The organism is Streptomyces sp. NPDC039430 (assembly GCF_055639435.1).
This window is the reverse complement of sequence record NZ_JBVKAK010000024.1, coordinates 78,194-103,682: the sequence shown is the minus strand read 5'-3', so window position 1 is coordinate 103,682 and position 25,489 is coordinate 78,194. Positions and strand designations below refer to the sequence as shown.

18 protein-coding genes and 1 pseudogene are annotated in these 25,489 nt (G+C 71.3%); 8 read left to right on the top strand and 11 right to left on the bottom strand.

What is annotated here, in order from left to right; translation table 11 throughout:
* Positions 1 to 167 precede the first annotated feature (167 nt).
* From ACZ7LS_RS34765 to ACZ7LS_RS34750, 4 genes are all read left to right on the top strand, one after another.
* Positions 168 to 911, top strand: coding sequence for a GOLPH3/VPS74 family protein (locus ACZ7LS_RS34765; protein WP_129768575.1), 744 nt, complete (start codon positions 168 to 170; stop codon positions 909 to 911).
* Between the two features lie 475 nt (positions 912 to 1,386).
* Positions 1,387 to 2,244: a helix-turn-helix domain-containing protein gene (locus tag ACZ7LS_RS34760; protein WP_129768574.1), complete on the top strand. Its 858-nt coding sequence runs from the start codon at positions 1,387 to 1,389 to the stop codon at positions 2,242 to 2,244.
* A 295-nt stretch (positions 2,245 to 2,539) separates the two neighbouring features.
* Positions 2,540 to 2,749, top strand: a complete 210-nt coding sequence (locus tag ACZ7LS_RS34755; protein WP_382529462.1) for a DUF397 domain-containing protein — start codon at positions 2,540 to 2,542, stop codon at positions 2,747 to 2,749.
* 432 nt (positions 2,750 to 3,181) lie between these two features.
* Complete coding sequence (locus ACZ7LS_RS34750; protein ID WP_382529459.1) at positions 3,182 to 4,804, top strand: sodium:solute symporter family protein; 1,623 nt, start codon at positions 3,182 to 3,184, stop codon at positions 4,802 to 4,804.
* A gap of 37 nt (positions 4,805 to 4,841) precedes the next feature.
* On the opposite strand, the gene ACZ7LS_RS34745 is transcribed toward ACZ7LS_RS34750, so the two are convergent.
* From ACZ7LS_RS34745 to ACZ7LS_RS34730, 4 genes and pseudogenes are all read right to left on the bottom strand, one after another.
* Positions 4,842 to 5,957, bottom strand: coding sequence for an ADP-ribosylglycohydrolase family protein (locus ACZ7LS_RS34745; RefSeq protein WP_382529457.1), 1,116 nt, complete (start codon positions 5,955 to 5,957; stop codon positions 4,842 to 4,844).
* 246 nt (positions 5,958 to 6,203) lie between these two features.
* Positions 6,204 to 7,448 (bottom strand): DUF418 domain-containing protein, encoded by a 1,245-nt coding sequence (locus tag ACZ7LS_RS34740; protein ID WP_385136609.1) that lies wholly within the window; start codon positions 7,446 to 7,448, stop codon positions 6,204 to 6,206.
* Between the two features lie 114 nt (positions 7,449 to 7,562).
* The gene (locus ACZ7LS_RS34735) at positions 7,563 to 10,928 is read right to left on the bottom strand and encodes a tetratricopeptide repeat protein (RefSeq protein WP_471066284.1); all 3,366 of its coding nucleotides are present in this window, start codon (positions 10,926 to 10,928) and stop codon (positions 7,563 to 7,565) included.
* Positions 10,929 to 11,065: 137 nt separating this feature from the next.
* Positions 11,066 to 13,624, bottom strand: a pseudogene (locus tag ACZ7LS_RS34730) (bifunctional FO biosynthesis protein CofGH); the annotation flags it as partial.
* Between the two features lie 391 nt (positions 13,625 to 14,015).
* Here ACZ7LS_RS34730 and ACZ7LS_RS34725 point away from each other — a divergent pair.
* Positions 14,016 to 15,608 (top strand): CehA/McbA family metallohydrolase, encoded by a 1,593-nt coding sequence (locus tag ACZ7LS_RS34725; RefSeq protein ID WP_385136613.1) that lies wholly within the window; start codon positions 14,016 to 14,018, stop codon positions 15,606 to 15,608.
* A 74-nt stretch (positions 15,609 to 15,682) separates the two neighbouring features.
* Here the strand turns inward: ACZ7LS_RS34725 and ACZ7LS_RS34720 are convergent, their stop codons facing one another.
* Positions 15,683 to 16,156: a hypothetical protein gene (locus tag ACZ7LS_RS34720; RefSeq protein WP_385136615.1), complete on the bottom strand. Its 474-nt coding sequence runs from the start codon at positions 16,154 to 16,156 to the stop codon at positions 15,683 to 15,685.
* 154 nt (positions 16,157 to 16,310) lie between these two features.
* On the opposite strand from ACZ7LS_RS34720, the gene ACZ7LS_RS34715 reads away from it, so the two are divergent.
* Positions 16,311 to 16,802 carry a hypothetical protein gene (locus tag ACZ7LS_RS34715; protein ID WP_382529445.1) on the top strand — a complete coding sequence of 164 codons (492 nt, stop codon included), beginning with the start codon at positions 16,311 to 16,313 and terminating at the stop codon, positions 16,800 to 16,802.
* 59 nt (positions 16,803 to 16,861) lie between these two features.
* Here the strand turns inward: ACZ7LS_RS34715 and ACZ7LS_RS34710 are convergent, their stop codons facing one another.
* The gene (locus ACZ7LS_RS34710; protein ID WP_382529442.1) at positions 16,862 to 17,404 is read right to left on the bottom strand and encodes a GNAT family N-acetyltransferase; all 543 of its coding nucleotides are present in this window, start codon (positions 17,402 to 17,404) and stop codon (positions 16,862 to 16,864) included.
* A gap of 115 nt (positions 17,405 to 17,519) precedes the next feature.
* Between ACZ7LS_RS34710 and ACZ7LS_RS34705 the strand changes: the two genes are divergently transcribed.
* Positions 17,520 to 18,230: an AAA family ATPase gene (locus ACZ7LS_RS34705; protein WP_382529440.1), complete on the top strand. Its 711-nt coding sequence runs from the start codon at positions 17,520 to 17,522 to the stop codon at positions 18,228 to 18,230.
* Between the two features lie 46 nt (positions 18,231 to 18,276).
* On the opposite strand, the gene ACZ7LS_RS34700 is transcribed toward ACZ7LS_RS34705, so the two are convergent.
* The 5 genes from ACZ7LS_RS34700 to ACZ7LS_RS34680 form a co-directional block, all read right to left on the bottom strand.
* Entirely contained in the window at positions 18,277 to 18,492 is a 216-nt protein-coding gene (locus ACZ7LS_RS34700) for a DUF397 domain-containing protein (protein WP_382675188.1), read from the bottom strand.
* Positions 18,476 to 19,315, bottom strand: coding sequence for a helix-turn-helix domain-containing protein (locus ACZ7LS_RS34695; protein ID WP_385136618.1), 840 nt, complete (start codon positions 19,313 to 19,315; stop codon positions 18,476 to 18,478). The genes ACZ7LS_RS34700 and ACZ7LS_RS34695 overlap by 17 nt, the downstream gene beginning before the upstream one ends.
* A 15-nt stretch (positions 19,316 to 19,330) precedes the next feature.
* Complete coding sequence (locus tag ACZ7LS_RS34690; RefSeq protein ID WP_385136620.1) at positions 19,331 to 19,978, bottom strand: helix-turn-helix domain-containing protein; 648 nt, start codon at positions 19,976 to 19,978, stop codon at positions 19,331 to 19,333.
* 314 nt (positions 19,979 to 20,292) lie between these two features.
* Positions 20,293 to 20,643: an aromatic-ring hydroxylase C-terminal domain-containing protein gene (locus ACZ7LS_RS34685; protein ID WP_385136622.1), complete on the bottom strand. Its 351-nt coding sequence runs from the start codon at positions 20,641 to 20,643 to the stop codon at positions 20,293 to 20,295.
* 36 nt (positions 20,644 to 20,679) lie between these two features.
* Positions 20,680 to 22,050: an FAD-dependent oxidoreductase gene (locus ACZ7LS_RS34680; RefSeq protein ID WP_385136623.1), complete on the bottom strand. Its 1,371-nt coding sequence runs from the start codon at positions 22,048 to 22,050 to the stop codon at positions 20,680 to 20,682.
* A gap of 212 nt (positions 22,051 to 22,262) precedes the next feature.
* Here ACZ7LS_RS34680 and afsR point away from each other — a divergent pair, with 212 nt between their 5' ends.
* Positions 22,263 to 25,214, top strand: a complete 2,952-nt coding sequence (gene afsR, locus ACZ7LS_RS34675; RefSeq protein ID WP_382529425.1) for an SARP-family global regulator AfsR — start codon at positions 22,263 to 22,265, stop codon at positions 25,212 to 25,214.
* Positions 25,215 to 25,489: the final 275 nt, after the last annotated feature.

Here is a 25,489-nt window from a genome sequence, read left to right as displayed (position 1 = left end):
CGTACCGCACTGTCCGAAGCATCTATCAGTGTCCTGCTCTGAGACCTCGGTCAACGTGCTAGACGAGAACGACATACATAACGGTTCCCGCACAAAGCACCCAGGCACTCTCGACAGACCAATGTGAGAGGGGTCACCCTGTCATTCATCCACGCGGGGAGGCATGGATGGGCAGGAGCCGCAGAACAATTCCGGAGGAGCTTCTGTTGCTCGCTCTGGACCCGGCCACGGGTACCACAGCGCAGCCGCAGTCGCTCGACCTCGGCCTGGCCGGAGCACAGCTAGTAGAGCTGGCTCTGGCAGGACGGATAGCCCCTGACGGGGATCGTATCGCCGTGGTGATGCCACGGCCGACCGGAGATCCGACTCTGGACTCCGCACTGGAGCTGCTGCGCAGACGCGGCAGCCCGGTCCGGGCCGTCCACTGGATTGGCGGGCCCCGACTGGGGCTGCGCCAGACCTATCTCTCGCATCTGGAGCGATGCGGCATGGTGCATGCCGTGGCGGGCCAGATGTGCGGAGTGCTGCCGACGACTCGCTACCAGGCGACGGAGACGGCGATCAGCCGGGAGATCAGGACCCGGCTGGACAGTGCGATCCGCACCGGCGTACCGCCGGACCCGCGGACCGCGGCGCTCGCCGCGCTGGCCCACGCGGTCGGACTCGGCAAGCACTTGTACCCCGGTAACGAGGGGCGCTCGTCGCGCTCCCGGCTCCGGGACCTGATTCGGCATGACCCGATGGGCGGGCTCGTGGCGCACGCCGTGATGGACGTCCAGAACGGCGTGGGCGCACAGCCACGCCGTAATCCGGCCCAGGGCGCCCCCAGCGCCCCGGGCGGCGGACGGCCGCCAGGAGCCGTGCCGATGCAGCCGCACCACGGCGGCATGGCCCGCGTCCCGGCGCACTGAACGACCCGCACACCCGCATGACCCCGAACCCCCGCACGACGCGCGGGAACCGCAGGAACCGTCACACAGCAGTCCGCCGCACCGACGTCCCCAGAACCGGTTCGGGAGCCGCACACAACGCGCGGGGCAGTCAGACCACACCAGTCTGACTGCCCCGCGCGTCGCGCGTCCGGCCTCCTGATGGCTCTCTGACGGCTCGCTGACGGCTCGCCGACGACCCTCTGACGGGCCATGGCGGGCCCCTGACGGCCTGTAGGCGGCCCGGCGGGGGGATCGGGGCGGACCGGGGCCCCGGCAGGGCGGCCGGGCGGACAGGAGTCCGCCCCGGCGCGGGGGCGCTCGCACCGGCGCGCGGGGAACCGCGCAGACCGGGCCCCATGGCCTCTGTGGCCATTTTCCAGCGCAGTCACGGCATTTGGTGGCAGTCTGCTGAGCAGTAGATACGTACAGCTACGCAGCCGGAGGTGCAGTTTCCGTGGCGTCCAACGTCAATCCCACCGTCAGGCGACGCAGATTGGGCCAGGAGTTGCGCCGGCTTCGCGAGCTGAAGGGCATGACGGCGGAGGAGGTGGCGGAGCGCCTGCTGGTCTCCCAGTCGAAGATCAGCCGTCTGGAGAACGGCCGCCGTTCCATCAGCCAGCGCGATGTCCGTGACCTCTGCGGGGTGTACGAGGTCGAGGACCAGCGCATCGTGGACTCGCTGATGCAAATGGCCAAGGACTCCCGCCAGCAGGGCTGGTGGCACGCCTTCGGCGACATCCCGTACAGCGTCTACATCGGTCTGGAGACGGACGCGGCGTCCCTGCGCGTGTACGAGCCCCAGGTCGTCCCGGGGCTGCTCCAGACCCGGCCGTACGCGGAGGCGCTCATCAACGGCGCGCTGCCCGAATCCCCCGTGCTCGACGTGGAGAAGCGCGTCGGGGTCCGGCTGCGGCGGCAGGACCGCATCAACACGCCCGACGACCCGCTGCGGCTGTGGGCGGTGGTGGACGAGGCGGCGCTGCGCCGGCGCGTCGGCGACCGGCAGCTGATGCGCGAGCAGTTGGAGCACCTCGTCGAGCAGTCACAGCTGCCGCATGTGACCGTGCAGGTGCTGCCCTTCGACATGGGCGCCCATCCCGGGATCACCGGGCATTACGCGATTCTCGAATTCCCGGACGCCTCGGACTCCAGCGTGGTCTACATCGAGGGCGTGACGAGCGACCTTTATCTGGAGAAGGCGAATGACGTACAGCGCTACAGCGTGATGTACGAACATCTGCGGGCGCAGGCGCTGAATGCCGATCAGACCCGGCAGTTCATCGCGGATATCGCCAAGGAATACGCCCGCTAGCGGGCCTTCGAGCCGTATACCGGCTGCCGGTTCCCGATGACGAACGCCGGCGGCCGGTCGGCCGCTCCGGTGAGGCCCGCCACCAAGGCATTTGCACGGAATGTCGAGTACGCCGACTTTTCCGGCCAGAGGGAGGGGAAGGTACACCTCCGCTACCCGGATGCGGAAGACCCCCCGGGGATAAGCCATCAGGACGAGTGAACGCCCGTCCCGCCCTTGGAGTGGGGCTAGTAGCGTCGATCATGCCAGCAGGAAGTTGGCGCTATTTCACCCCCATTGCGGAACCGGAGCGAACATGGCAATTCTTCAGGGCGCTACGGACACGTGGATCAAGTCCTCGTACTCCGGCGGAAACGGCGCGTGCGTTGAGGTCAAGTCCCCCGTCGTCCAGACCATTGCCGTCCGGGATTCGAAGGCCCCCGAAGGGCCCTCGATCTCCTTCGTCCCCACTTCATGGAATGCCTTCGTACAGGAAATGAACAAGGGCGCTTTCGACCTCGGCTGAGGTCATTCGGCACCCTGCACCCGCAGCACTGACAGAGCCCTCTCGACCGGTCCGCCGTCCTGGCCGAGGGGGCTCGGCCGTGCCCGGCGTCCGGTATCCCCTTCCCTTTCCCTTCCGTTCCCCACCCCCTCTCCCGGCCGCATGGGACCCGCATCCCCTGCGGTCATTTCGTTGTGTGACCGAAGCCTGACGAAGTGCTCGCTCATCGTGTGGGCGCCGTCACGGCCACGACAACGCCCCCGCAGGTCAAGAACGAGTAAAATCGTTCGGCTTTCTGACTTGAGTTCACATCTATGACCGAGAAGGCCTTGACCGGCCGCCGCGCCAGGCGGTTCAATCCCCGAAGTCCCCGCTCCCGCACGGGGAAGCGCCGACCGGACGAACTGACGAAGAGCACTCGACGTTCACAAGGCGGACCCCTGGAGGGGGCACATGAACAGCCTCGACTGGATCGTGCTCATCGCATACTTCGGTGTGATGGTCGCGATCGGGCTCTGGTCGCACAAGCGCGTGGACAACGTCAGCGACTTCTTCACCGCCGGCGGCAAGATGCCCTGGTGGCTTTCCGGTATCTCGCACCACATGTCCGGCTACAGCGCGGTGATGTTCACGGGGTACGCGGGCATCGCCTATGTCTACGGCGTCACCTCGTTCGTGACCTGGTCCCTGCCGATCGCGATCGGCATCGGGATCGGAGCCAAGCTCTTCGCGCCCCGGCTCAACCGGCTGCGCTCCCGGCTCCATGTCGCGTCGCCGCTCGAATACCTCAAGAACCGCTACGACCTGAAGACTCAGCAGGCGCTCGCCTGGTCGGGGCTGCTGCTGAAGATCGTGGACGTGGGCGCCAAGTGGGCGGCCATCGCCACCCTGCTCTCCATCTTCACCGGGATGTCGCTGAACCAGGGCATCCTCATCACCGGTGTCATCACCGGTATCTACTGCACCGTCGGCGGTCTGTGGGCCGATGCCCTCACGGAGCTGGGGCAGTTCATCATCCAGCTCTTCGCCGGGATCGCGATGCTCGTCGCCGTCATGGGCAAGCTCGGCGGCTTCAGCGCGCTGTGGACGGTCTGGGACAAGCTCCCCGAGGGACACGCCAACCCGACCGCCGGGCCGTACACCGTGACGTTCCTGCTCGCCTTCCTCTTCATCAAGATGTTCGAGTACAACGGCGGCATGTGGAACCAGGCCCAGCGCTACATGGCGACGGCCAACGCCCGTGAGGCGACCCGCTCGGCCCGGCTCTCCGCCATCCTCTGGCTCGTCTGGCCGCTGGTCCTCTTCTTCCCGATGTGGTGCGCGCCGCTGCTCGTCGACGCGCAGAAGCCGGACGCGTCCGACTCGTACGCCCTGATGACCGAACAGCTGCTGCCGCACGGTCTGCTGGGCCTGGTCATCGTCGGCTTCTTCTCGCACACCATGGCCATGTGCTCCTCGGACGCCAACGCCATCGCGGCGGTCTTCACACGCGACATCGCGCCCGTCGTCTCGAAGGCGGCGCGCAACTGGTCGGAGCGGGCGGGGCTGATGGCCGCGCGGCTGTCGACGATCGCGTTCCTGGCGCTGTCGATGGCGATCGCCACGCAGGTCAACTCGCCGACGTTCAAGGACATCATCACCGTCGTGATCAAGTGGGTGGCCGGGCTGATGGGTCCGATCGCGATCCCGTTCATGCTCGGTCTGCTCAAGCCGTTCCGCAGGTCGGGGCCGACCGCGGCGCTGGTCAGCTGGGCGCTGGGACTGGTGGCCTTCTGGCTGGTCAACTACCCCATCAACTGGAGCGTCGAGGGCGGTGTGCCCCTCCAGTACCAGGTCTCCATCCCGCTCGCGGTCTCGCTGGTGCTCTACATCACGATCGGTTTCCTGAAGCCGGAGGAGTCGCCCGAGACCGAAGTGCTGCTGGCCCGGATCAACGGGGAGGGCGACGGCGACGGTTCGGGGCTGACCGCGGCCTCGCTGCGGGTGCCCGCGCCCGCGGGGCCGGGCGACGCGAAGACCACGGAATCCACGGGGACGTCGGAGACGACGACCGACAAGAAGCGCTCGGACGGCTGAGAAGGCGGCCCGCGCCGGGCATCCGGCGCGGGCCGCCTCAGCCGCGCGGATACCGGATCAGCCAGCCCGCGGCCGTGGCACCCGGGCTGTGCAGCGCCGGGCCCTGGGTCATCTCCATCGCGAAGTCGTCGGCGATCTCCAGCAGGGTGGGCCGGCCCTCCAGCTCCGCCAGCCAGGCGGGCGGCAGGGCCGTCTCCCCGTGGAGCGCGCCGAGCAGCGCGCCGCAGAGCGTGCCCGTCGCCGCCGAGGGGCCGTCGTGGTTGACGGCCAGGCGCAGCCCCTGGCGGATGTCCTCGGCGACCAGCGCGCAGTAGACCGCGACGGCGAGCGCGGATTCGGCGGTACGTCCCTCGCCGAGCGCGGCGATCCGCTCCGGGCCCGGAATCCCCTGCCGTACGGCGCCGAGCGCCTGTCGCAGGGCGTCCGAGACGGGCTGGTGTCCGGGGCGCGGGGTGAGCTGGGTGAGGGCGCGCCGCACGCCCGCGTCCAGCGTCTCGCCGCGCGCCAGCGCGTGCACGATCACCGCGAAGGCCCCCGCCGACAGATACGCGCCCGGGGAGCCGTGCGTCTGGACCGCGCACTCCACGGCGAGCTGGCACACCAACTGCGGCTCCCAGCCCACGAGCAGCCCGAACGGCGCGGACCGTACGAGGGCGCCCGAGTCGCGCGCGATGGTGTTCTTGGGCTTGTCGAGCGTGCCCATGACGGTGTCGCCCAGCCCGGTGAGACAGGAGATGGTCGGGTCGCGGCGCGCGTACAGCCATTCCTCCTGGGCGAGCCAGCCGGCGTCCTTGCGGCGCAGATCCGGCCCCCAGTCCCGCTGGGTCGCCGCCCACCGCAGATGCGCGCGGTGCACATCGGTGGGCGGATGCCAGGCGCCGGTGTCCCTGCGGACCTGGGCGCGGATCAGCCCGTCGACGGTGAACAGGGTCAGCTGCGTGGCGGCGCTCACCGCGCCGCGGCGGCCGAAGGCGGGCACGAAGTCGTTCACGGCGCCGTCCCCGTGGGCGGCCCTGATCTCGTCGAGCGTGAGCGCGGAGACCCCGGCACCGAGCGCGTCCCCGATGGCACCGCCGAGCAGACAGCCCCGCACCCGGCTGCGGAAATCCTGCTGTTCGGCACGGCCCCAGATGGCTCCGGACGGTGTGCTCACGCGCCCCTCCCTCCCCTGTGCCTCCGAGCGGCCCGCACCAACTGCGCAGCACTGTAATCGACCGGGAACAGCGGGTTGAGAGCGCGCTTCGGGATGACGGGGAAGGGTGGGGCGGTATGGGCGGCGGTCGCCCGGCAGGTCGGTTTTGGGCGGCCGGGCCCCACCGCGAAGGTTTCGTGATGGTTACGTGGTGCCCGCCGCCCTGTCCCTCCCGGAGGCCGGCATCACGCCCGTATCACGCCGGTGTCATACGGACGCCGGGGTGCGGCCGGGGCTCTCGCGCCGCCGCATGGCGGGCCGCTCCCACTGGGTGGCGGCCCGTAGCAGCCACTCGACCGGGCCCATCCGGAACCGCCGCATCCACCAGGCGCTCCACACCACTTGTACGGAGAAGATCACCACCGCGATGGCGGCGACCGGCGCGTACGGCACGCGGCCGATGAGTCCGAGGCCGATCCCCGTGAAGATCAGACCGCACAGCAGCGACTGGCTCAGATAGTTGGTCAGCGCCATCCGTCCCGGCCTGGCGAGTGCCTCGGCCAGCCGCGCGCCGCGCGCGGTCCTGAACACGCGCAGGAGCGTGGCGACATACGCGGCGGTGAGGAAGGGCGCGGTGATGAGGTGGGCGGCGTTGGCGAAGAGGTTGTCGTGGCCGCCGAAGGTGTAGAACAGCGAGCCCGCGAGCCCCACCGGGAAGCCGATGAGCTGGATGAGCCGCAGCTTCCCGGCGTGCCGCGCGGGGTCGGCGAGTACGCGCCGCTTGCCCGCGGCCAGCCCCACCAGGAAGGCGGAGAACGCCAGCGGCCCCTGGAAGAAGAAGATCAGCGGGAACGCGGTCCCCAGCGAGGATATCCGCTCGCCGATGACCGACCCGGCGCCGCCGCGCATCGCCTCCGTGCCGGCCCGTCCGTCGGCGAGCATCCTGGCCTGTTCCGAGGCGGTGGCGGTCGCGGAGGCACCGTCGATGACGGCCACGAGAACGGCCACGGTCAGGAACAGCAGCGCGATCGTGCCGGTGATGATCCCGGCCACCCACAGCGCGCGGCGCGGCGAGATGCCGCGCACCAGGAAGAGCAGCAGGCCGAGCACGGCGTACGTGACCAGGATGTCGCCGTAGAACAGCAGGACCGCGTTGGCGACACCTATCAGGAACAGCGCCCCGAGCCGGCGCAGGAAGCGGGGGCGGAAGCCGAGCCCGCGCGCGGCGGCGGAGTCGATCTGGAGGGTGAAGCTGTAGCCGAAGAGAAAGGCGAAGAGGAGGTAGAACTTCGACTCGAAGAAGAACGTGACGACGTTCTCGGTGACCTCGTCGTGCCAGGCGAGCCGGGCCGGATCGGGCAGGTCGAGCAGGGTGTAACCACTGGCGAAGAACGGGATGTTGACCATCAGGATGCCGAAGAGCGCGAAGCCGCGCAGCGCGTCGACATCGGCGAGCCGCGCGGTCGCGGACGTGCCCGAGCCGGCGGGCTCGGTCGGAGACGGTGGTGTCATAGCGTACGACGCTACGGAGGGCGGGCCGGGTACGGCATCCGACCAAAGTACGCGGCCGGTTCTCTTCGGTCTGTCCCGCGCAATCCTGCGGTCGTTCTCCGGTGGTCCCCCGCCTCACGCCCAGCGGGCGGCGAACGCGTCGCGCGCGGCGACGACGCGGGCGAGCCGGGGGCCAAGCCGGGCGGTGTCGACGCCGGGGGCGCCCAGCAGCTCTTCGAGGTCGCAGGCCATGTCCGCGAGATCGTCCCACTCGTGGTCCAGGGCGAACAGGGCGGTGAGCGAGGCGTCCAGCACCTCCCAGTCGCCCTGTACGGCCGCGCTCAGCACGGCGCCGTACGCGGGCATCTCGACCGCGACGTCCTCGGCCTCCGACAGCACGCGCTCCAGCTCCCGCCACACCGGGATCCCGGCGTCCGCGCCCTCGGCCACGGTCACCGTCATGGCCCGCCGGAGTGTGCCGTACACCGGCTCCTCGACGCTGTACCGCTCGGCCACCGCCAGCGCCTCGGCCCACTGTCCGGTACGGCGCAGCGCGTCGCAGCGGTCGTTCAGGTCGTCGTGGCCGGCGGTGGTCAGCTCGTCCAGCCACCGTAGGGCTTCCTCGGGCCTGCCCAGGAGCAGGCTCAGGGCCGCCGCGCGGCGCCGGGCGTGATCGGCGCCCGGGGCCAGGCCGAGGCACCGCGCGAGATCGGCGTACGCCTCCTCCGGGCGGCCTACGGCCTGTGCCGTCCTGCCCCGCCAGTAATAGGCCCACGAGCCGTTCGGATCGAGCTCCAGAGCCCTGTCCAGATCCGCGAAGGCGTGGGCGTAACGGCCGCGGGAGTGGTGGGCGCTGCCACGCAGGACGAGCGCCCACACGTCGTCGGGCCGCTGGTTCAGCGCCTCGGTGAAATCGGCGACCGCTTCCTCGTACTGTCCGGCGTTCAGCCGGGCCTCGCCCCGCTCCCGCCGGATCCACACGAGGTCCGGGCCGGCGTCGACGGCGCGGTCCAGATCGGCCAACGCGCCTGCGGCGTCGTCCAGTTTCCGCCGCAGCAAGGCACGGTGGACCAGTGCCCAGGCGTACTCGGGATTCAGTGCGATCGCACGGTCCAGATCGGCGCGCGCCTCGGCATCCCGCCCCAGCAGATGGCGGACATACCCCCGGCTCGCCAGGGCCGAGGCGTAATCGGCGCTGAGCTCCAGGGCGCGGGTCAACTCCCGTTCCGCGTCCTCGTTCCGGCCCGCGAGCCGGTGCGCTTCACCGCGCTCGGAGGCGACCCAGGCGTTGTCCGGCGCCAGTTCGACCGCACGGTCCAGATCCGCGAGGGACCGGTCGGGTTCCCCCATCTCGCGCAGCAAGCGGGCTCTGCGCACCAGCGCCCACAGATACTCGGAGTCCAGTTCCAGGGCGCGGCCGAGATCGGCCAGGGCGGCGGCGCGCTGCCCCAGCGCGTGCCGGGCGACGCCCCGGGAAGCCAGGGCGTACTCGGCGGTCGGGTCGAGGAGCAGGACACGGTCCAGCAGACCGACGGCCTCTTCGTCCCTGCCGACGGCCCGCAGCAACTCCCCGTACTCCGCCAGGATCCAGGTCGTGTCCGGAGCCAGTTCGTCGGCCCGGCGCAGATCGGCCAGGGCGGCCTCGTCGGCGCCGTTCAGATGATGGGTGAGGCCGCGGCCGTAGTACGCGCGGGGCTCGTCCGGGTCGAGCGCGAGCGCCCTGTCGTACTCCGCCAGCGCCTGTGCGTGTCCGCCCGCCTCGCGCAGTTCCCGTCCGCGTACGGTGTGCGCCGCCGCGCGGCCCCGGGTGTCCAGACCGGGCCGGTCGAGCAGCAGGCCGAGGGCCACCCGTACGCCTTCCTCCTCGTCGTCGAGGGCGGCCAGCAGCCGCCGTCCCCACTCCCGGGCCGCCTCGTCGTCGGTGTCCGTACCGGCCTCGGCCAGTACCCGCGCGGCGCGGCGGGCCGCCGCCGGGGACTCGCGGCAGCCTTCGACCACGTCCCGCAGCGCCCCGGGGAGCGCGCCGCGCGGGCCCGCGCACAGCGTGTGGTACGTCTCCTCGAAGCGCAGCGCGCGCCACTCGGCGCTCTCCCACACCTCGTCGGCCCGCAGGCCGTCCTCCGCCTCGGCGCGCCAGCGGGCGAAGCACGCGGCGAGCGCGGTGTGCCGCTCGCGCCAGCCGCGCGGGGAGCGGGTGCGCTGGAGGCGCAGCATGGGGGCGCGCACCACGCCGTGGTACGAGACGCCGGCGTCCTTGAGGGTGGCGAAGGGCAGTGTCCGCAGCCAGTCGTAGAGCCCCGCCGCGTCCTCGGCCACGACCGCGCGGAAGACGTCCTCGTCCAGCCGGCGCGGCAGGGCGCAGGCGAGGGCGGCGGCCCGGCGTACCGGGTCCTGCTCCCACTTGAGGAAGCGTTCGACGGCGGTCGCGCTGGGGTCGCCCACGTCGTCCGGGTCCGCGGGCTGGTTCTCCGCGAGGGTGGAGACGAGGACGGGCAGGCCGCCCGAGAGCCTGAGCACTTCCTCCACGACGGACTCGTCCGTGACCCGTTTCGCCGCGAGGAGTGTGCGTGCCTCGCCTTCCGTGAAGGGCGCGAGCGGCAGATCCGTCACGAAGTCCGCGAACTCGCCCCAGCGCGCGGCGCCGAAGGGGCGCTGGCCCGCGACCGTGACGACGACCGCGCCGGGGAACCGGCCGTAGGTGCTGGTCGTCATCAGGTCGCGCAGCCAGCTGTCCAGGAAGGGCGCGGTGCGTTCGTATGTGTCGAAGAAGAGCGCGATCCAGGGGACGGAGCGGGTGATCTCGGTCAGTTCGGTGACCAGTACGGGGGTGAGCACCTGGTCCGGTCTCAGGACGAGCTGGACATCCTCCTGGTCGCGGAAGCGTGCGCTCAGGGTGGCGCGCAGGCGGTCGGCTCCCGCCGCGAGCTGCTGGGTGTCGACCACGTCCGCGAACGCCCCGACGACCGGGACCATACGGAGCCCGATCACCCCGGCGGTGACGGCGGCGGTGGACGCGGCGGACGGGGCGGCCCCGATGGTCCCGGCGGCCCCGATGGTCCCGGCGGCTCCGGCGGCTCCGGCGGCCCCGGCGGGGATCTCCCCGCCGACCGCACCGACGCCCCCCGCGCCGGCGCCCCCCGCACCGGCGCCTGCCAGGGCCGCCGACTCGGCCTCGTGCCGCCGCTGCCGGTACGTGGCGAGCTGCCGGTCCAGTTGCTTCAGCGGATGCCCCTGCCGGCCGAGCTGTCCGGCGATCGCGGCCAGCGCCTCGGGAACGCTGCTGACGGACTCGTCCACGTACGCCGTGAGCGCGCCGCACTCCCGGGCGGTCCGCTCCATCTCCCGTACGAGAGAGGTCTTGCCGACGCCCGCGTTGCCGTGGATGTGGAAGAGGTAGCGGTGCCGCTCGTCCTCGGGCGGGCAGCCGAAGTTGTCGCGATAGGCGGTCAGTTCGGCGCTACGGCCGACGAATCTGCGGCGGCGCGCGATCAGTTCGGCCATCGACGGCTGATGCGCGTGCGCCACGTTACGTACTCCCCCGTGTCCGTTCCGTTCCAGGGCGTGTCTTCAAAGTCCCGCCTGCCCGGCGACGCTCTTCGGACGAACGGCGCTCCTTTGAAGACACGCTCCCGGCCCGCTCAGTCTGCCAGCAGCGGCAGCAGCTGCGGCAGATGTCCGTCCGACGCGGCCGCCGTCCGGACACGCTCCTCCGGGACCTCGCCGTACAGCGTCGTACGCGGCTTCGCCGGGCGGCCCGCCGCGTCCGCGATGGCGACGAGGTCCTTGACCGAGCGGTACGAACCGTAACTGGACCCGGCCATCCGGGAGATGGTCTCCTCCATCAGCGTGCCGCCCAGGTCGTTCGCGCCGGAGCGGAGCATCTCCGCCGCGCCCTCCGTGCCCAGCTTCACCCAGCTCGTCTGGATATTGGTGATGTGCGGGTGCAGAAGGAGCCTGGCCATCGCCATGACCGCGCGGTTCTCGCGGTCCGTCGGGCCGGGGCGGGCGATGCCGGCCAGATAGACCGGGGCGTTGGTGTGGATGAAGGGGAGCGTCACGAACTCCGTGAAGCCGCCCGTCTCCTGCTGGATCCGGGCGAGCGTACGGAAGTGGCCCAGCCAGTGGCGCGGCTGGTCGACATGGCCGTACATCATCGTGGAACTGGACCGGATGCCCAGCTCATGGGCGGTCCTGACGACCTCGATCCACGTCGCCGTCGGCAGCTTCCCCTTGGTGAGGATCCAGCGCACCTCGTCGTCGAGGATCTCCGCCGCCGTGCCCGGGATCGAGTCGAGTCCGGCCTCCTTCGCCGCCGTCAGCCACTCGCGGATCGACAGACCGGTGCGCGCGGCGCCGTTGACGACCTCCATCGGGGAGAAGGCGTGGACGTGCATGCCGGGGACGCGTTCCTTCACGGCGCGCGCGATGTCGAAGTACGCCGTGCCGGGGAGGTCCGGGTGGATCCCGCCCTGCATGCAGACCTCGGTGGCCCCGACCTCCCACGCCTGCTGGGCGCGGTCCGCGACCTGGTCGAGGGAGAGGGTGTACGCGTCCGCGTCCGTGCGGCGCTGCGCGAAGGCGCAGAAGCGGCAGCCGGTGTAGCAGACATTGGTGAAGTTGATGTTGCGCGTGACGATATAGGTGACGTCGTCGCCGACCACGTCCGCGCGCAGCTCGTCGGCGATCCGGGTCAGCGCGTCGAGCGCCGGGCCGTCCGCGTGGAGGAGTGCGAGCGCCTGGTCGTCCGTGAGCTTCACCGGGTCGTCGGCGGCCTGGGCGAGGGCCGACCGTACGTCCGTGTCGATACGGGAGGGCACCATGCCGGGGGCCGCGGCCTCGCGCAGCGCCTCCCAGTCGCCGTACACCTCGTCGAAGTCGTCGCGCCGGTCGGTGGTGCGGCCCTCGGTGTCGATCGTGCGGTGCAGATCCGTACGGCCGGTGGCGGTGAAACCCTCGTCGGGTTCCTGCCAGGGCAGCCCGGCCGGGCGCGTGTCCTCGCGGGCGAGGCCGGTCTCGGGGTCGGCCAGCGCCGCTACGTGCGGCATCAGCCGCGGGTCCAGCCAGGGCTCGCCGCGCGCGATGAACTCCGGGTAGATGGTGAGCCGTTCGCGCAGCTCGAAGCCGGACTCGGCGGTACGCGCGGCCAGTTCGTCGATGTGCGGCCAGGGGCGTTCCGGGTTGACATGGTCGGGGGTGAGGGGCGAGACGCCGCCCCAGTCGTCGATGCCCGCGCCGATGAGCAGCGCGTACTCCGCGTCGACCAGATTGGGCGGGGCCTGGATACGGGCGGCGGGGCCGAGGACGTGCCGGGTCACGGCGACGGCCGCGGCCAGCTCCGCCAGCTCGGCGTCCGGCATCCCGCGCATCGCGGTGTCGGGCTTGGCGCGGAAGTTCTGGACGATGACTTCCTGGATGCCGTGGTATGCCCGCTGGACGCGCCGGAGCTCGAAGAGGGCGTCGGCGCGCTCCTCGTACGATTCCCCGATCCCGATCAGCACGCCGGTGGTGAACGGGACGTTGGAGCGGCCCGCGTCCTCCAGCACCCGCAGCCGTACGGCGGGCTCCTTGTCGGGCGAGCCGTGGTGCGGGCCGCCGGGCTCGGACCACAGCCGGGTGGCCGTGGTCTCCAGCATCATGCCCATGCTGGGCGCGACGGGCTTGAGCCGCTGGAGATCGGTCCAGGAGAGGACGCCCGGGTTGAGATGGGGCAGCAGCCCGGTCTCCTCCAGGACGCGGATCGCCATGGCGCGGACGTACGCGAGGGTGTCGTCGTACCCCTCCGCCTCCAGCCACTCCCTGGCCTCGGGCCACCGGTCCTCGGGCCTGTCGCCGAGCGTGAACAGCGCTTCCTTGCAGCCGAGCGCGGCGCCCTGGCGCGCGATCTCCAGGACCTCGTCCGGGGAGAGGAACATGCCGTGCCCGGCGCGGCGCAGCTTGCCGGGGACGGTGACGAAGGTGCAGTAGTGGCACTTGTCCCGGCACAGCCGCGTGAGCGGGATGAAGACCTTGCGGGAGTACGTGATGACGCCGGGCCGCCCGGCCGCCGCCAGCCCGGCGTCCCGCACGCGCGCGGCGGACGCGGCGAGGTCGGTGAGGTCGTCGCCGCGCGCCTGGAGGAGCACGGCGGCCTCCGCGACATCCAGCGCGACCCCGTCCCGCGCCCGTTTGAGCGCACGCCGCATGGCGTTGGCGGTGGGGGCCGCCGTTCCTCCGGGCCGCGCCGCTGGTACCGGCCGGGCCGGCGTCGCCGATTCGGCCGGGGGTACGGGTGGTGCCGATGGGGCCGGTGGGGCCGGTGGGGCGGTCCGCTCTCCGGCGGGCCGGGGGGTCGTCGGTCGTCCTGTTCCGGATTCCTCAGGCACGCGCGTCATCATCCTCCGAGAATACGTTCGGTGCCGTGGCCTGCGACGACGCGGGACTTCCGACATGGTCGCCCCGTTCGCGTCCAGGTCCCTGACTCATTTCAGCCATCTGCCGACTCCCTTCCCTTGCTTCCTGGTTCACGGCTCGGTACCAGAGTTCGAACGCACGAATCGGTGGTCGCGTCTGTGACCACTTGTCCCTCTTGGCACCTCGGGAGCCGCCGGCATGTGCAAGGACCACGCAGAGACCCACGACACCCACGACACCCACGACACCCCCCACGACGCCGGGATCGCCCGGCGAGGTCTTCTGGTGACGGGAGCCGCCGCCGCGCTTACGTTGAGTACCGTGAGCTTCGCGAGCGCGACCCCTTCCGTACCCTCCGGCACGGCGGCCGGCGCGGCCGGCGCCGGGTCCGGGTCCGGCGACCAGACCAGAACCGTCCGCGGCACGCTGCCGCCCGGCTCCCCCGACTTCGTCCACCTGCCCGTCGAAGTACCGCGCGGCGTCCGCGAGATACATGTCGCCTACTCCTACGCGCGCCCCACCATGCCGGCCGGCACCCAGGGCAACGCCCTCGACATCGGCATCTTCGACGAGCGCGGCACGCGACTCGGCGGCGAGGGCTTCCGCGGCTGGTCCGGCGGCGCCCGCACCGAGTTCTTCCTGCGCGCCGACGAGGCCACCCCCGGCTACCTCCCTGGCCCGGTGAACGCGGGCACCTGGCACATCGCGCTCGGCCCGTACACCGTCGCCCCGCAGGGCCTGGCGTACGAGGTGACGATCACGCTGCGGTTCGGCGCGCCGGGCAGGACCCCCAGGCCCGTCTACCCGCCGCGGCGCGCCAAGGGGCGCGGCCGGGCGTGGTACCGCGGTGACTGCCACATCCACTCCGTCCACTCCGACGGCAAGCGGACGCCCGCCGAGATCGCCGCGCTCGCCAGGAAGGCGGGCCTCGACTTCATCAACACCAGCGAGCACAACACGCATTCCGCGCACAGCGTCTGGGACGGCCTGTGGGGTGACGACCTGCTGATCCTCACCGGCGAGGAGATCACCACCCGCAACGGGCACGTCGTGGCGCTGGGCATGGACGGCGGTACGTTCATCGACTGGCGCTACCGCGCCCGCGACAACCGCTTCGGCCACTACGCCCGCGAGGTCCGCCGGGCCGGCGGCCTGGTCGTCCCCGCCCACCCGCACGCCACCTGCATCGGCTGCAACTGGAAGTTCGGCTTCGCCGACGCCGACGCGGTGGAGGTGTGGAACGGCCCGTACACGGTCGACGACGAGGTCTCCCTCGCGGACTGGGACAACACCCTGGTCTCCGCGGCGCGTTCCGGGCGGCCCTGGACCCCGGCGATGGGCAGCAGCGACGCCCACCGCGACCCCGACCCCATCGGCACCCCGCAGACCGTCGTCCTGGCCGAGGACCTCACCCGCGACGCGATCCTCGCCGGGATCCGCGCGGGCCACAGCTATGTCGCCGAGTCCTCGTCGGTCTCCCTGACCTTCGGCGCGGCGGGCGGCCGGGGCAGGCACGCGGGCATCGGCGACCGCCTGCGCGTCGGCGCGGACGAACCGGTGACGGTACGCCTGGAGGTCACCGGCGCCCCGGGCCGCACCGCCCACTTCGTCACCGACCAGGGCACCCTGCACACGGCCACGCTCCCGACCTCCGGCACGGGCACGGTGGAATGGCGCACCACCCCCGCCTACGCCACCTACGTACGCGCGGAGATCCGCCACGCCCCGACGACACCGGGCTTCCCCGGCGCACTCGCGGCGTTCACGAACCCGGTCTTCCTCGGGGAGTGACGACAGCCCAAACGGGAAGCCCGGCCGACACCCACCACGAGCAGGTGTCGGCCGGGCCCGTGGGGAGCAGGGCCTTATCGGGTGGCGCCGTCGGGCCACAGGACGGTGACGGGTACACCCACGCGTGCCGCGTACGCCACGACATCGGCGGTGCCGCCGTATCCCCGGGCGGGAAGGCCGTCCCAAACGGCGAGGATGACGTCCGAGAGGCCGACGAGGATCTCGCTTCCCGCCTGGTGTGCCTCCGAGGTGGATTCGGTCCTTCCCGTGTGGTGGGTGTCAGAGGCGCTGGAGAACAGCGCGTCGTAATCAGCGTGATGCCAGTCAGGCAGGTCCTGGCGGTACCGCGCTGCCGGGATGACGACCTCGATGCGCCCGCCGGCGTCGAGGACGGCTTGGGCCCACCATGTGTCCGGGCCGTCGGCGATACAGCTGATCCCGACGAGGTCGTGTGCGTCGAGCGTGGCGATCTGTTCGGCGAGCATGACCTTTACTTGCTGCTCGATCTCCTTGGACAGGCCGCGATGTCCGGTGATGCCCACGCGCATGGTGTGCCCCCTACAGGTGAGCGGTGTGCGGCCGGGTATCGAATTTCGCGCGCGTGGCGCGGTTCGATGCCACCGCGTGTCATTCGTTGTTCCTCCGGGTGTCATGGGCGTACTCGTCCCACGCCTTGGAGAACGAACTGGACGGCGCGGCGGCGTGAAGCCTGACGCCGAAGTCGCCGAGCAATCTGGTGACGCGCGGGTGACGGGTGAAGGCGCCTGCGGGGATGGACTGTGCTGTGTCGATGGCGAGTTCGATGTCGCCTTGACCGAGTTGGGCGTGGGCCAGTCGTGCGGTGACGATGGCGCGGTCGCGCCGCATGCGGGACACCCGGAATTCCCGTCCGCCCAGGTGATGCCCCTCGAAAGCGCGGACTGGCTACTCAAATCCGCGGCCCGGATCGAGGCGACGTTCGACGAGCCGGATAGCGCAGCGGACTGGTACGCCGAGCAATTGGCACAGCATGCCGAGACTTTTACGGGCACCTACGCTCCGACGGCCGACCGCGACGCGTTCGTACGACGCCTGGCGGCCGGCGAGGATGCCGTGGGGGGCTGGTGGCTGACTGGTGGCCGATTCCTCTCCCTCAATCTGGTGGCGTGCAGTCCGCACCGGGTGCGCCCGGAGTACGCGTGTCCGGCGCGATAGCCGTGCGAGCCCGGGTCACGTCGGCGAAGGCCAGGAGTGCTCGGGCTCGGGGCGGCAGGCTAGACCTTCGGGGCCGGCTTCCAGTCCTCGACGAGGAGGCCGAGCAACACCTCGTCCAGGAACTCGCCCATCACCCAGGCCGCGGAGCGCAGCACGCCCTCGCGGACGAAGCCGTTGCGTTCGGCGGAGCGCAGCATCGCGGTGTTGTCCGACAGCGTTTCGATCTGCAGCCGCCGCAGGCCGCGCACGACGAAGCCGTAGTGGCAGAGCACGGCGACCACGTCGGTGCCGTAGCCCTTGCCCCGGGAGGACGGCAGCAGCCCCAGCCCGATGTGCGCGGACCGGTTGTGGTTGTCGATGTCCCACAGCACCGCGATGCCGACCAGCGTGCCGCCGTCCAGCTCCACCACGGAGAACGGGATGTGCCGCTGCTCCTCGTCGTCCACCGCGAACTTCGAGTTCTTCGAGCCGGGCGTGATCGGCCGCCACGGCCGACCATCTGCCCGCGCGTGGCCGGCGACATCGGCGTGGAGCTCGGCCTCCAGGATCGGAATGTCGTCCTCGTGACGGGCCCTGAGCCCGACCTTGCTGCCCCTTAGCATGCGAGCTTCTTATCCAACCGGGCCGACCGGAGGCAACCGAATAAGGGGGCGTTCCAGCTGATGTGACGGCCCTGGGGAGCCATACGTCTTCCGCGTCATGGGCGACACTGTTCGGGTGATTGTCGAACGCGCGTATGCCCATCTCTCCTCGTACGACAAGAACGCCTGGCCCTGGTCGGTGCCCTGCGTCCGGCAGCTGCTCGACGAGGGGCTGCGCTTCACCGCGCCCGTGACCTTTCTGGTCGGTGAGAACGGTTCGGGGAAATCGACATTGGTCGAGGCGCTGGCGGAGGGGTTCGGTCTGGACTCCTACGGCGGCTCCCACGACTGGCGCTACGCGTCCCCGCGCGGCAAGTCGGCGCTCGGCGAGCGGATGAAGTTCGACGCGGGCGCGCGCGGGCGCCGCATGGCGGCCAGCTGGTCGGCCCGCAAGGGCTTCTTCCTGCGGGCCGAGACCGCGATGGACGCCCTGGACAGGGAGGGGTTCGCGCCGGATTCGGTCAGCCATGGTGAAGGCTTTCTCGCCGCGTTCCGCGGGAAGTTCCTCCACACCGGGCTGTATGTCATGGACGAGCCGGAGGCGGCGCTCTCGTTCTCCTCGTGCCTCGAACTGATCGGCCACATCGACCGGCTGGCGAAGGAGGGCGGCCAGGTCATCTGCGCCACGCACTCCCCGCTGCTGACCGCCCTGCCGGGCGCGGACATCATCGAGGTCGGCGCGCACGGCATGCGGAAGGTCGCCTGGCGGGAGCTCGGTCTCGTGGACCACTGGCGCCGCTACCTCGCCGACCCGAACGCCTATCTGCGGCACATCGTCGAGCCGTAGTCGTAGGCGGCGCCCCTGTCGGTCGCGCCTGTCGGTCGCGCCTGACTCAGGCGGGGAACTCGCCGCGCTTGACGGCGCATACGAACGACGACCAGTCACCAGCGGAGAAAGCCAACGCCGCGCCGCGAGGGTTCTTGCTGTCACGGACGGGGACGATGCCAATGAGGCCGTCAGCGACCTCCACGCATTCGGCGCCGTCTCCGTTGCTGTAGCTGCTTTTGCGCCACGCGCTGAGGGCGGACGCGTCAGGAATCTTCTGCATTCTCATACTCTCCCAGGTATGTGCGCATCAGAGCGAGAGATTCCTTCTCGGGTAGCGCCTTCGAGCGAGCCGTGTCGAACATTTGCGTGAGCCTGAGGATCTTCTTGGGCGACTCTACCGACCCCCCGGACACGAAGCTCTCTACGTACGCGATCGTAGCCCCGTTCTGGAACGTCTGGAGGCTCAGGCCCCCGCCCAGCATGGGATGCTCACCCTGAGCGAACGGGAGCACCTGAACCGCGACATGAGGCATCCGCGCCACCTCCAGCACGGAGGAAATTTGCTCGGTCATGCACTTTGCGCCCCCCATTGGACGCTTGAGTGCCGCCTCATCCATAATCGCCCAGAAAAGTGGCGGATTACCCTTGACAAGAACGCGCCTGCGTCGCATACGCCTCTCGACGAGTTCATTCAACTGCTCCTCTGAGTCCTGGGAACGCGTTTCCCGAATGAGCGCGTAGGCGTAGTCCTCTGTTTGCAGCAGACCAGGAATGAGGCTGCTGTTGAACACCTGGATACGCGTTGCCTGTTCCTCGCTGCTGACGACCGCGCGACCGTAGTCGGGAATCGACGTGTCCTGTGCGAGCTCAAGCAGATCCACGAACAGGCCGCTCGTACCGAAGTGCGTGTCCAGCACGAGGGCCAGGGCTTCCGAGGGGAGTTGGTCCCCCAGCTCGACCCTGCCGAGATAGGAGTGCGGATAACCCACCTGCTCGGCGAGGGCACGCAGTGACAGCCCCGAGTCGCCGCGCATCCGTCGCAGCCTCCGGCCCAGCAGCGTGCGCGGGGTGGCCTTGCCGTCTTCGTCGTTGTTCAGCTCCATAGGCCGAACTTCCTTTCAGCTGGCGGGCCGTGAGGCTGCTCGGCAGCCGGGGCAGGTGCCTGGTTCCGGCGCGCGGAAAACATGGTCGCAGCGGTCGCAGTTCTGGAGGGGGACGACGCGTGGTGGGGCCAGTGCGGCGGGGAGTGGCGGGGGGTCGGGCCCGGGAAGCGGCGGGGCGGGTGACGGAGTCCGGGCCGGGGAACGGGTGTTGGCCGGGGCGGACATGGTGGCGGGAGCCGGGGCCGGGGCCGTGGTCGGCGCGGGCTTCGGCTTCGGTGCAGTCGGCTGCTGGATCAGGGCCGACGGCATGTCGTACGCGACCGTCCTCGTCACCCAGCGTCCTTGCGGGGTGCGTTCCCTCGTACGGCTCAGGTAGCCGTACGCCTCCAGCTGCCGCAGCCCCTTGGCGATCGTCACCTCGCCCTCCTCGAACCGCGCGGCGAGGCTTTTGATGCCGACATTCACCCCGTCGGGCAGAGACTGGATGTACACGCCGAGACCTAACGCGACCAGCGACATTCCCTCGTGCTGGGCGAGGTGGTTGCCGATCACGGTGAACTTCTCGGTGTGCCGGTGCCGTTGGTGGGCGACCCCGGACGGGGGAACGGTCGCCGGAATGCCGGACTGGGCGCGCGAGGGCGCGTTAAGCTGCTGCGAAGCCATCGGGAAGTGGTCTTCTTCCTGGGTGGTCAGGCCCTCGATCGGGATGCCAGTCCCGGCCGGGGGCCGAATTGGTTTTGGGTTGCGTCGCTGAGCGTAACCACACCAACACGCCACCCATGACCAGATGTTGCCATCTTCACCCGTGCGAGTGACGAGGACCGCCGGGGGGAAGAGGGTGTGGTCGGGAGGGGTTCTTACCCGGGTTCTTGAGAGCTTTTTTACGTCCCGTGCCGCCGGGTCCTCGTCCACCGGGTCCTCGTCCACCGGGTCGTGGAAACCTCGATCCGGTGGGGACGCGAGGATCCCGCCGTGACTTACGGCCGCCCGGCCCGTTGTCCTGTCCATCCCGCCCATTCCGCGAGGGCGCGGCGCAGACCCGAGGGGTCCGGGCGGTCGGCCGCCCAGGCGATGTAGCCGTCGGGCCGGATGAGCAGGGTACGCGTGGCGCTGCGCGCGGACTCGGCGTACAGCACCGGACCGTCGCCCGGCACCACCGACCGTACGCATTCGTCCCCGCGCGGCCCCACCACCACGAACCGGCCCGCGCGCAGCGCCTCGTACAGCCGTCCCGACGACAGCGCCAGATCCGGGGCGCGCCTGCCGGCCAGGGGGTGGGCGCCGCGCGGGGAGGGGTACGCGATGCCGATGCCGGTGACCACACGCATCACACGGTCCGTCAACGGGTGTGCGCGGGCGAGCAGTTAGGAGCCGGCCGACCGCAGGGCACGCAGCGGGACGGACCGGGTCAGCGCGAACCGGATGATGACCCCACTGGCACGCACCACCGTGGCGCCGACCGGGTGCCGCTCCGTCTCGTACGTGTCGAGGAGCGCGTCGCCCGCCCGTCCCCCGAGCACGACCGACAGCTTCCAGCTGAGGTTCGCGGCGTCCTGAAGACCCGTGTTCATGCCCATGCCGCCGGCCGGGGAATGGACGTGCGCGGCGTCGCCCGCGAGGAAGACCCGCCCCACGCGGTAGTGCGGCACCTGCCGTTCGTCGCTGTGGAAGCGGGAGATCCAGCGGGCGTCGTGCATGCCGTAGTCGGAGCCGAGCGCCCGCCGGGCGGCTTCCCGCACCTCGTCGAGATCGGCGGGTGCGCTGTCGGGGAGCTGCCGGGCGCGGCTCCAGCCCATGACGCGGTACCAGCCGTCGCCGAACGAGCCGATCAGCGCCAGGTGGTCGCCCTCGGCGTTGGCGGTCAGCGGCGCGGGCGGTGTCTCGGTCAGCCGGACGTCGGCCAGCACCATCGAGCGGATGACGGCGGAGCCGGGGAAGGGCAGTCCGAGGGAGCGGCGGACGGTACTGGAGGCGCCGTCCGTGCCGACGACATAGGAGGCGCGGAGCGTACGCGACCCGGGTCCGGGTCCGGATCCACGTCCGAGTCCGGCTCCGCCTCCGGGTCCGGGTCCGCCTCCGAGTCCGGGGCCGCCTCCGAGCCCGGGGCCGCCTCCCGGTCCGGATCCCCGTCCGGGTCCCGCTCCGCCTCCGAGCCCGGGGCCGCCTTCGGGCGCCGATCCGGACCCGCGCTCGGCCCCGGCCTCCGCCCCGGACTCGGCCCCGGCCTCCGCCCCGGACTCGGCCCCGCCCCCCGGCTCGGCCCCGCCCCCCGGCTCCGCCCCGGCCTCCGCCCTCGCCCCCGGCTCGGCCCGCCAGCCGCCCGCCCTCACCTCCACCCCGGCCCCGTCGCCGCTCTGCCGTACGCCCGTCACCTCGGTGTCGTACAGGAACGTGACACCCGCCTCGCGTGCGCGCCGTTCGAGCAGTCGCTCCACCTCGTACTGCCCGACGACCAGGACGTACGGGAAGCGGCTGCGCAGCCGGGTCAGATCGATCGCCGTCCGCGTGAGCAGCCGCAGTTCCCGTACCGGATGTCCGCGCGCCACCAGTTCGTCGGCGAGTCCGCGCGCGTCCAGCTGCTCCAGCGTGCGGGCGTGGACGGCGAGAGCGCGCGTGAGATTTCCGACGGCTTCCGTACGGCGTTCGACCAGGGTCACGGCGTGTCCGGCGACCGCCAGATCCCCCGCGAGCAGCAATCCGGTCGGACCGGCCCCCACCACGATCACATCGGTCATGGCCGCTGCCTCCTCGTCGTCCTTACCAGCACGGTCACCGTCATACCAATACGTATTGGTCAACTGGCGTCCGGCGCTCCGTATCACGTGCGCCAACGACGGTCCCGATCCTGTCGAGGGCTTGTGCAGACCGCTACTCACTGCTGACGCGCAGCCGCCGACAAGGCAGACTGTCGAGGGCGATACCGGCAGTGGCAGGGGCAGGGGGAGCTATGGAACGTGACGGCGGGCCGCGCGTACCGGAGCAGCGGGCTCCGGCCGTGCCGGGAGACTCCGGCGAGCTGCGCTTCAGCGTGCTCGGACCGGTACGCGCCTGGCGCGGCGGCGAGCCGGTGCCGCCCGGGTCACCGCAGCAACGCGCCCTGCTCGCGGCTCTGTTACTGCGTGACGGACGTACCGCCACGGCCGGTGAGCTCATCGACGCGCTCTGGGGCGACGAGCCGCCCTCGCAGGCGCTGGCCGCCGTACGGACCTACGCCTCGCGCCTGCGCAAGGGGCTCTCCCCCGGCGTGCTGGTCACCGAGGCCGGTGGCTACGCCCTGCGGATCCGGCCCAGCCAGCTGGACCTGAACCTGGCTCAGGAACTGGCCACGGACGCGGAGAAGGCCCGCGCCGCCGGGGACCGCAACCAGGCCCGCGCGCTGCTCAACAAGTCGCTGGGGCTGTGGGACGGCGAGGCGCTGGCGTCCGTACCCGGCCCGTACGCCGAGACACAGCGGGCCCGGCTGGAGGAGTGGCGGCTCCAGCTCACCGAGACCCGGCTCGATCTGGACCTGGAGGTCGGCTGCCACGCCGAGGCGGTCTCCGAGCTGACCGTGCTGACCGCCGCGCATCCGCTGCGCGAGCGGCTGCGCGAGCTGCTCATGCTGGCGCTCTACCGCAGCGGCCGGCAGGCGGAGGCGCTCGCCGTCTACGCGGACACCCGCCGGCTGCTCGCCGAGGAGCTGGGCGTCGACCCGCGCCCCGAACTCGCCCAGCTCCAGCAGCGCATCCTCCAGGCGGACACCGAACTGGCCGGTCCCGTCGAGGACCACGCGCCGCCGCACACCTTCATGCGCCCCGCGCAACTCCCGGCGACGGTGCCCGATTTCACCGGCCGCGTCTCCTTCGTACAGGAGCTGGGCAAGCGGCTGTCCACGATCGAGGGGTCCGTGATGGCGGTCTCCGCGCTCGCGGGCATCGGCGGCGTCGGCAAGACCACCCTGGCGGTGCATGTCGCGCACACGGCCCGGACGTCCTTCCCCGACGGCCAGCTGTACGTGGACCTCCAGGGCGCGGGCACGCGGGCCGCGGAGCCGGAGAACGTACTGGGCTCGTTCCTGCGGGCGCTCGGCACCCCCGACGCCCTGATCCCCGACTCGCTCGACGAACGCTCCGCGCTCTACCGCTCGACGCTCGACGGCCGGCGCATCCTGGTCCTGCTGGACAACGCCCGGGACGCCGCGCAGGTCCGCCCGCTGCTGCCGGGTACGGAGGGCTGCGCGGCGCTGGTCACCAGCCGGGTCAGGATGGTCGATCTGGCGGGCGCGCATCTGGTCGATCTCGATGTGATGTCACCGGAGGAGGCGCTTCAGCTCTTCACCCGGATCGTCGGCGAGGAGCGGGTCACCACCGAGCGCAAGGCGGCGCTGGATGTCGTCGCGGCGTGCGGTTTCCTTCCGCTGGCCATCCGGATCGCGGCGTCCCGCCTGGCGGCCCGCCGCACCTGGACGGTCTCGGTCCTGGCGGCGAAGCTCGCCGACGAGCGGCGCAGGCTGGACGAACTCCAGGCGGGCGACCTCGCGGTGAAGGCGACCTTCGAACTGGGCTACGGCGCCCTGGACCCGGCCCAGGCCCGCGCCTTCCGCCTGCTCGGCCTGGCCGACGGCCCCGACCTGTCGCTTGCCGCGGCGGCGGCCGTACTGGACCTGCCGCTGCACGACGCCGAGGACCTGCTGGAGTCGCTGGTCGACACCTCGCTGCTGGAATCCGCGGCGCCGGGCCGCTACCGCTACCACGACCTGGTACGTCTCTACGCGCGCGCCTGCGCCGAACGCGACGAACAGCCGCCCTCGGAGCGGGAGGCGGCGCTGTCGCGGCTGCTGGACTTCTATCTGGCGACGGCCGCGAGCGTGTACGCCCTGGAGCGCCCCGGGGACCGCCTGGTGGACCACCTGGAGCCGACGTCGTACGCGGGCCTGTCCTTCACCGACCGGCACGACGCGCAGGACTGGCTGTACGCGGAGGCCAACTGCCTGCTGGCGGCCGTACGCCAGTGCTCGGGCGCGCTGACGCTGCGCCGCGCGGTCGATCTCCTCTGGGCCAGCGTCGACCTGGCCGAGTCCGGCGCCAACTCCAAGCAGTACGAGGAAGCCGCCGCCGTCCTGCGGAAGGCCGCCCACGCGGCGGGCGATCAGCGGGCCGAGGCGCGCGCGCTGGTGATTCTGGCCAACGTCCACCAGATGGTGGGCCGCTTCGAGGAGGCGGACGAGGAGGCCGGACAGGCGCACCGGCTCGCGGAGGCGGCACAGGACCCGCTGCCCAGCTGCTGGGCGCCGAACATCCGGGGGATCATCGCGCTCTTCCAGGGCCAGCACGCCGAGGGCGAGACCAATCTGACGCGCTCCCTTGAGCGGTTCCGGGCCGTGCGGGACCGCGCCGGTGAGGCGAGCGCCCTGTGCAATCTCTCCCGTATCCGGCTGGCGACAGGACGTACGTCCAGCGCCGTCGCCCTGGCCCAGCAGGGCATAGACATATACGACGGTCTGGGGCACTCCCTGCGCGGCGCGAACGGCCGCTACGCGCTGGGGCTCGCGCTCACCCAGGCCGGGCAGCTCGACGACGCCACCCAGCGGCTCCACGAGGCGCTGAGCGTCTTCCGGGACAGCCGGCAGCGGCTGTGGGAGGGCATGACGCTCTGCCGGCTGGCCGAGGCCGATCTGGAGGGGCACAGACCGGCGCGGGCCGCGTCCAACGCCGAGATGGCGCTGACGGTCCTGCGGGGCATCGGCGGGGAGTGGCGGCGTGGGAACGTGCTGACGGTCCTGGGCCGCGCGCTGCACGGCATCGGGCAGACGGGCAGGGCGCAGGTCTGCTGGCGCGAGGCGCTGTCCCTGTACGAGGACCTCGGTTCGGCCGAAGCGGCGGAGGTGCGCGCGCTGTTGTCACCGGCCGCCGCGGCATGACCGCCGGGGTCACGCCGCGGCGTGACCCCGGCGCGACCCGGGGCAGGACCCCTGCCATGACCCGGGGCGCGGGCTCCGGCATGACCCGGGGCGTGGGCTCCGGCATGACCCGGGCCATAGGCTCCGGCGTGCCTGCTGGCGTGATCTCCCGCCCCAGTGGGGCGTTCATCGTTCGTTTATCGCCACGCGCCACTCTGGTGCACGTCGAGCCGTCGTATCGGGGGGCAGACGGAACGACACGGACCGGCGCACTACGGTGAACGGTCCCTGAGATG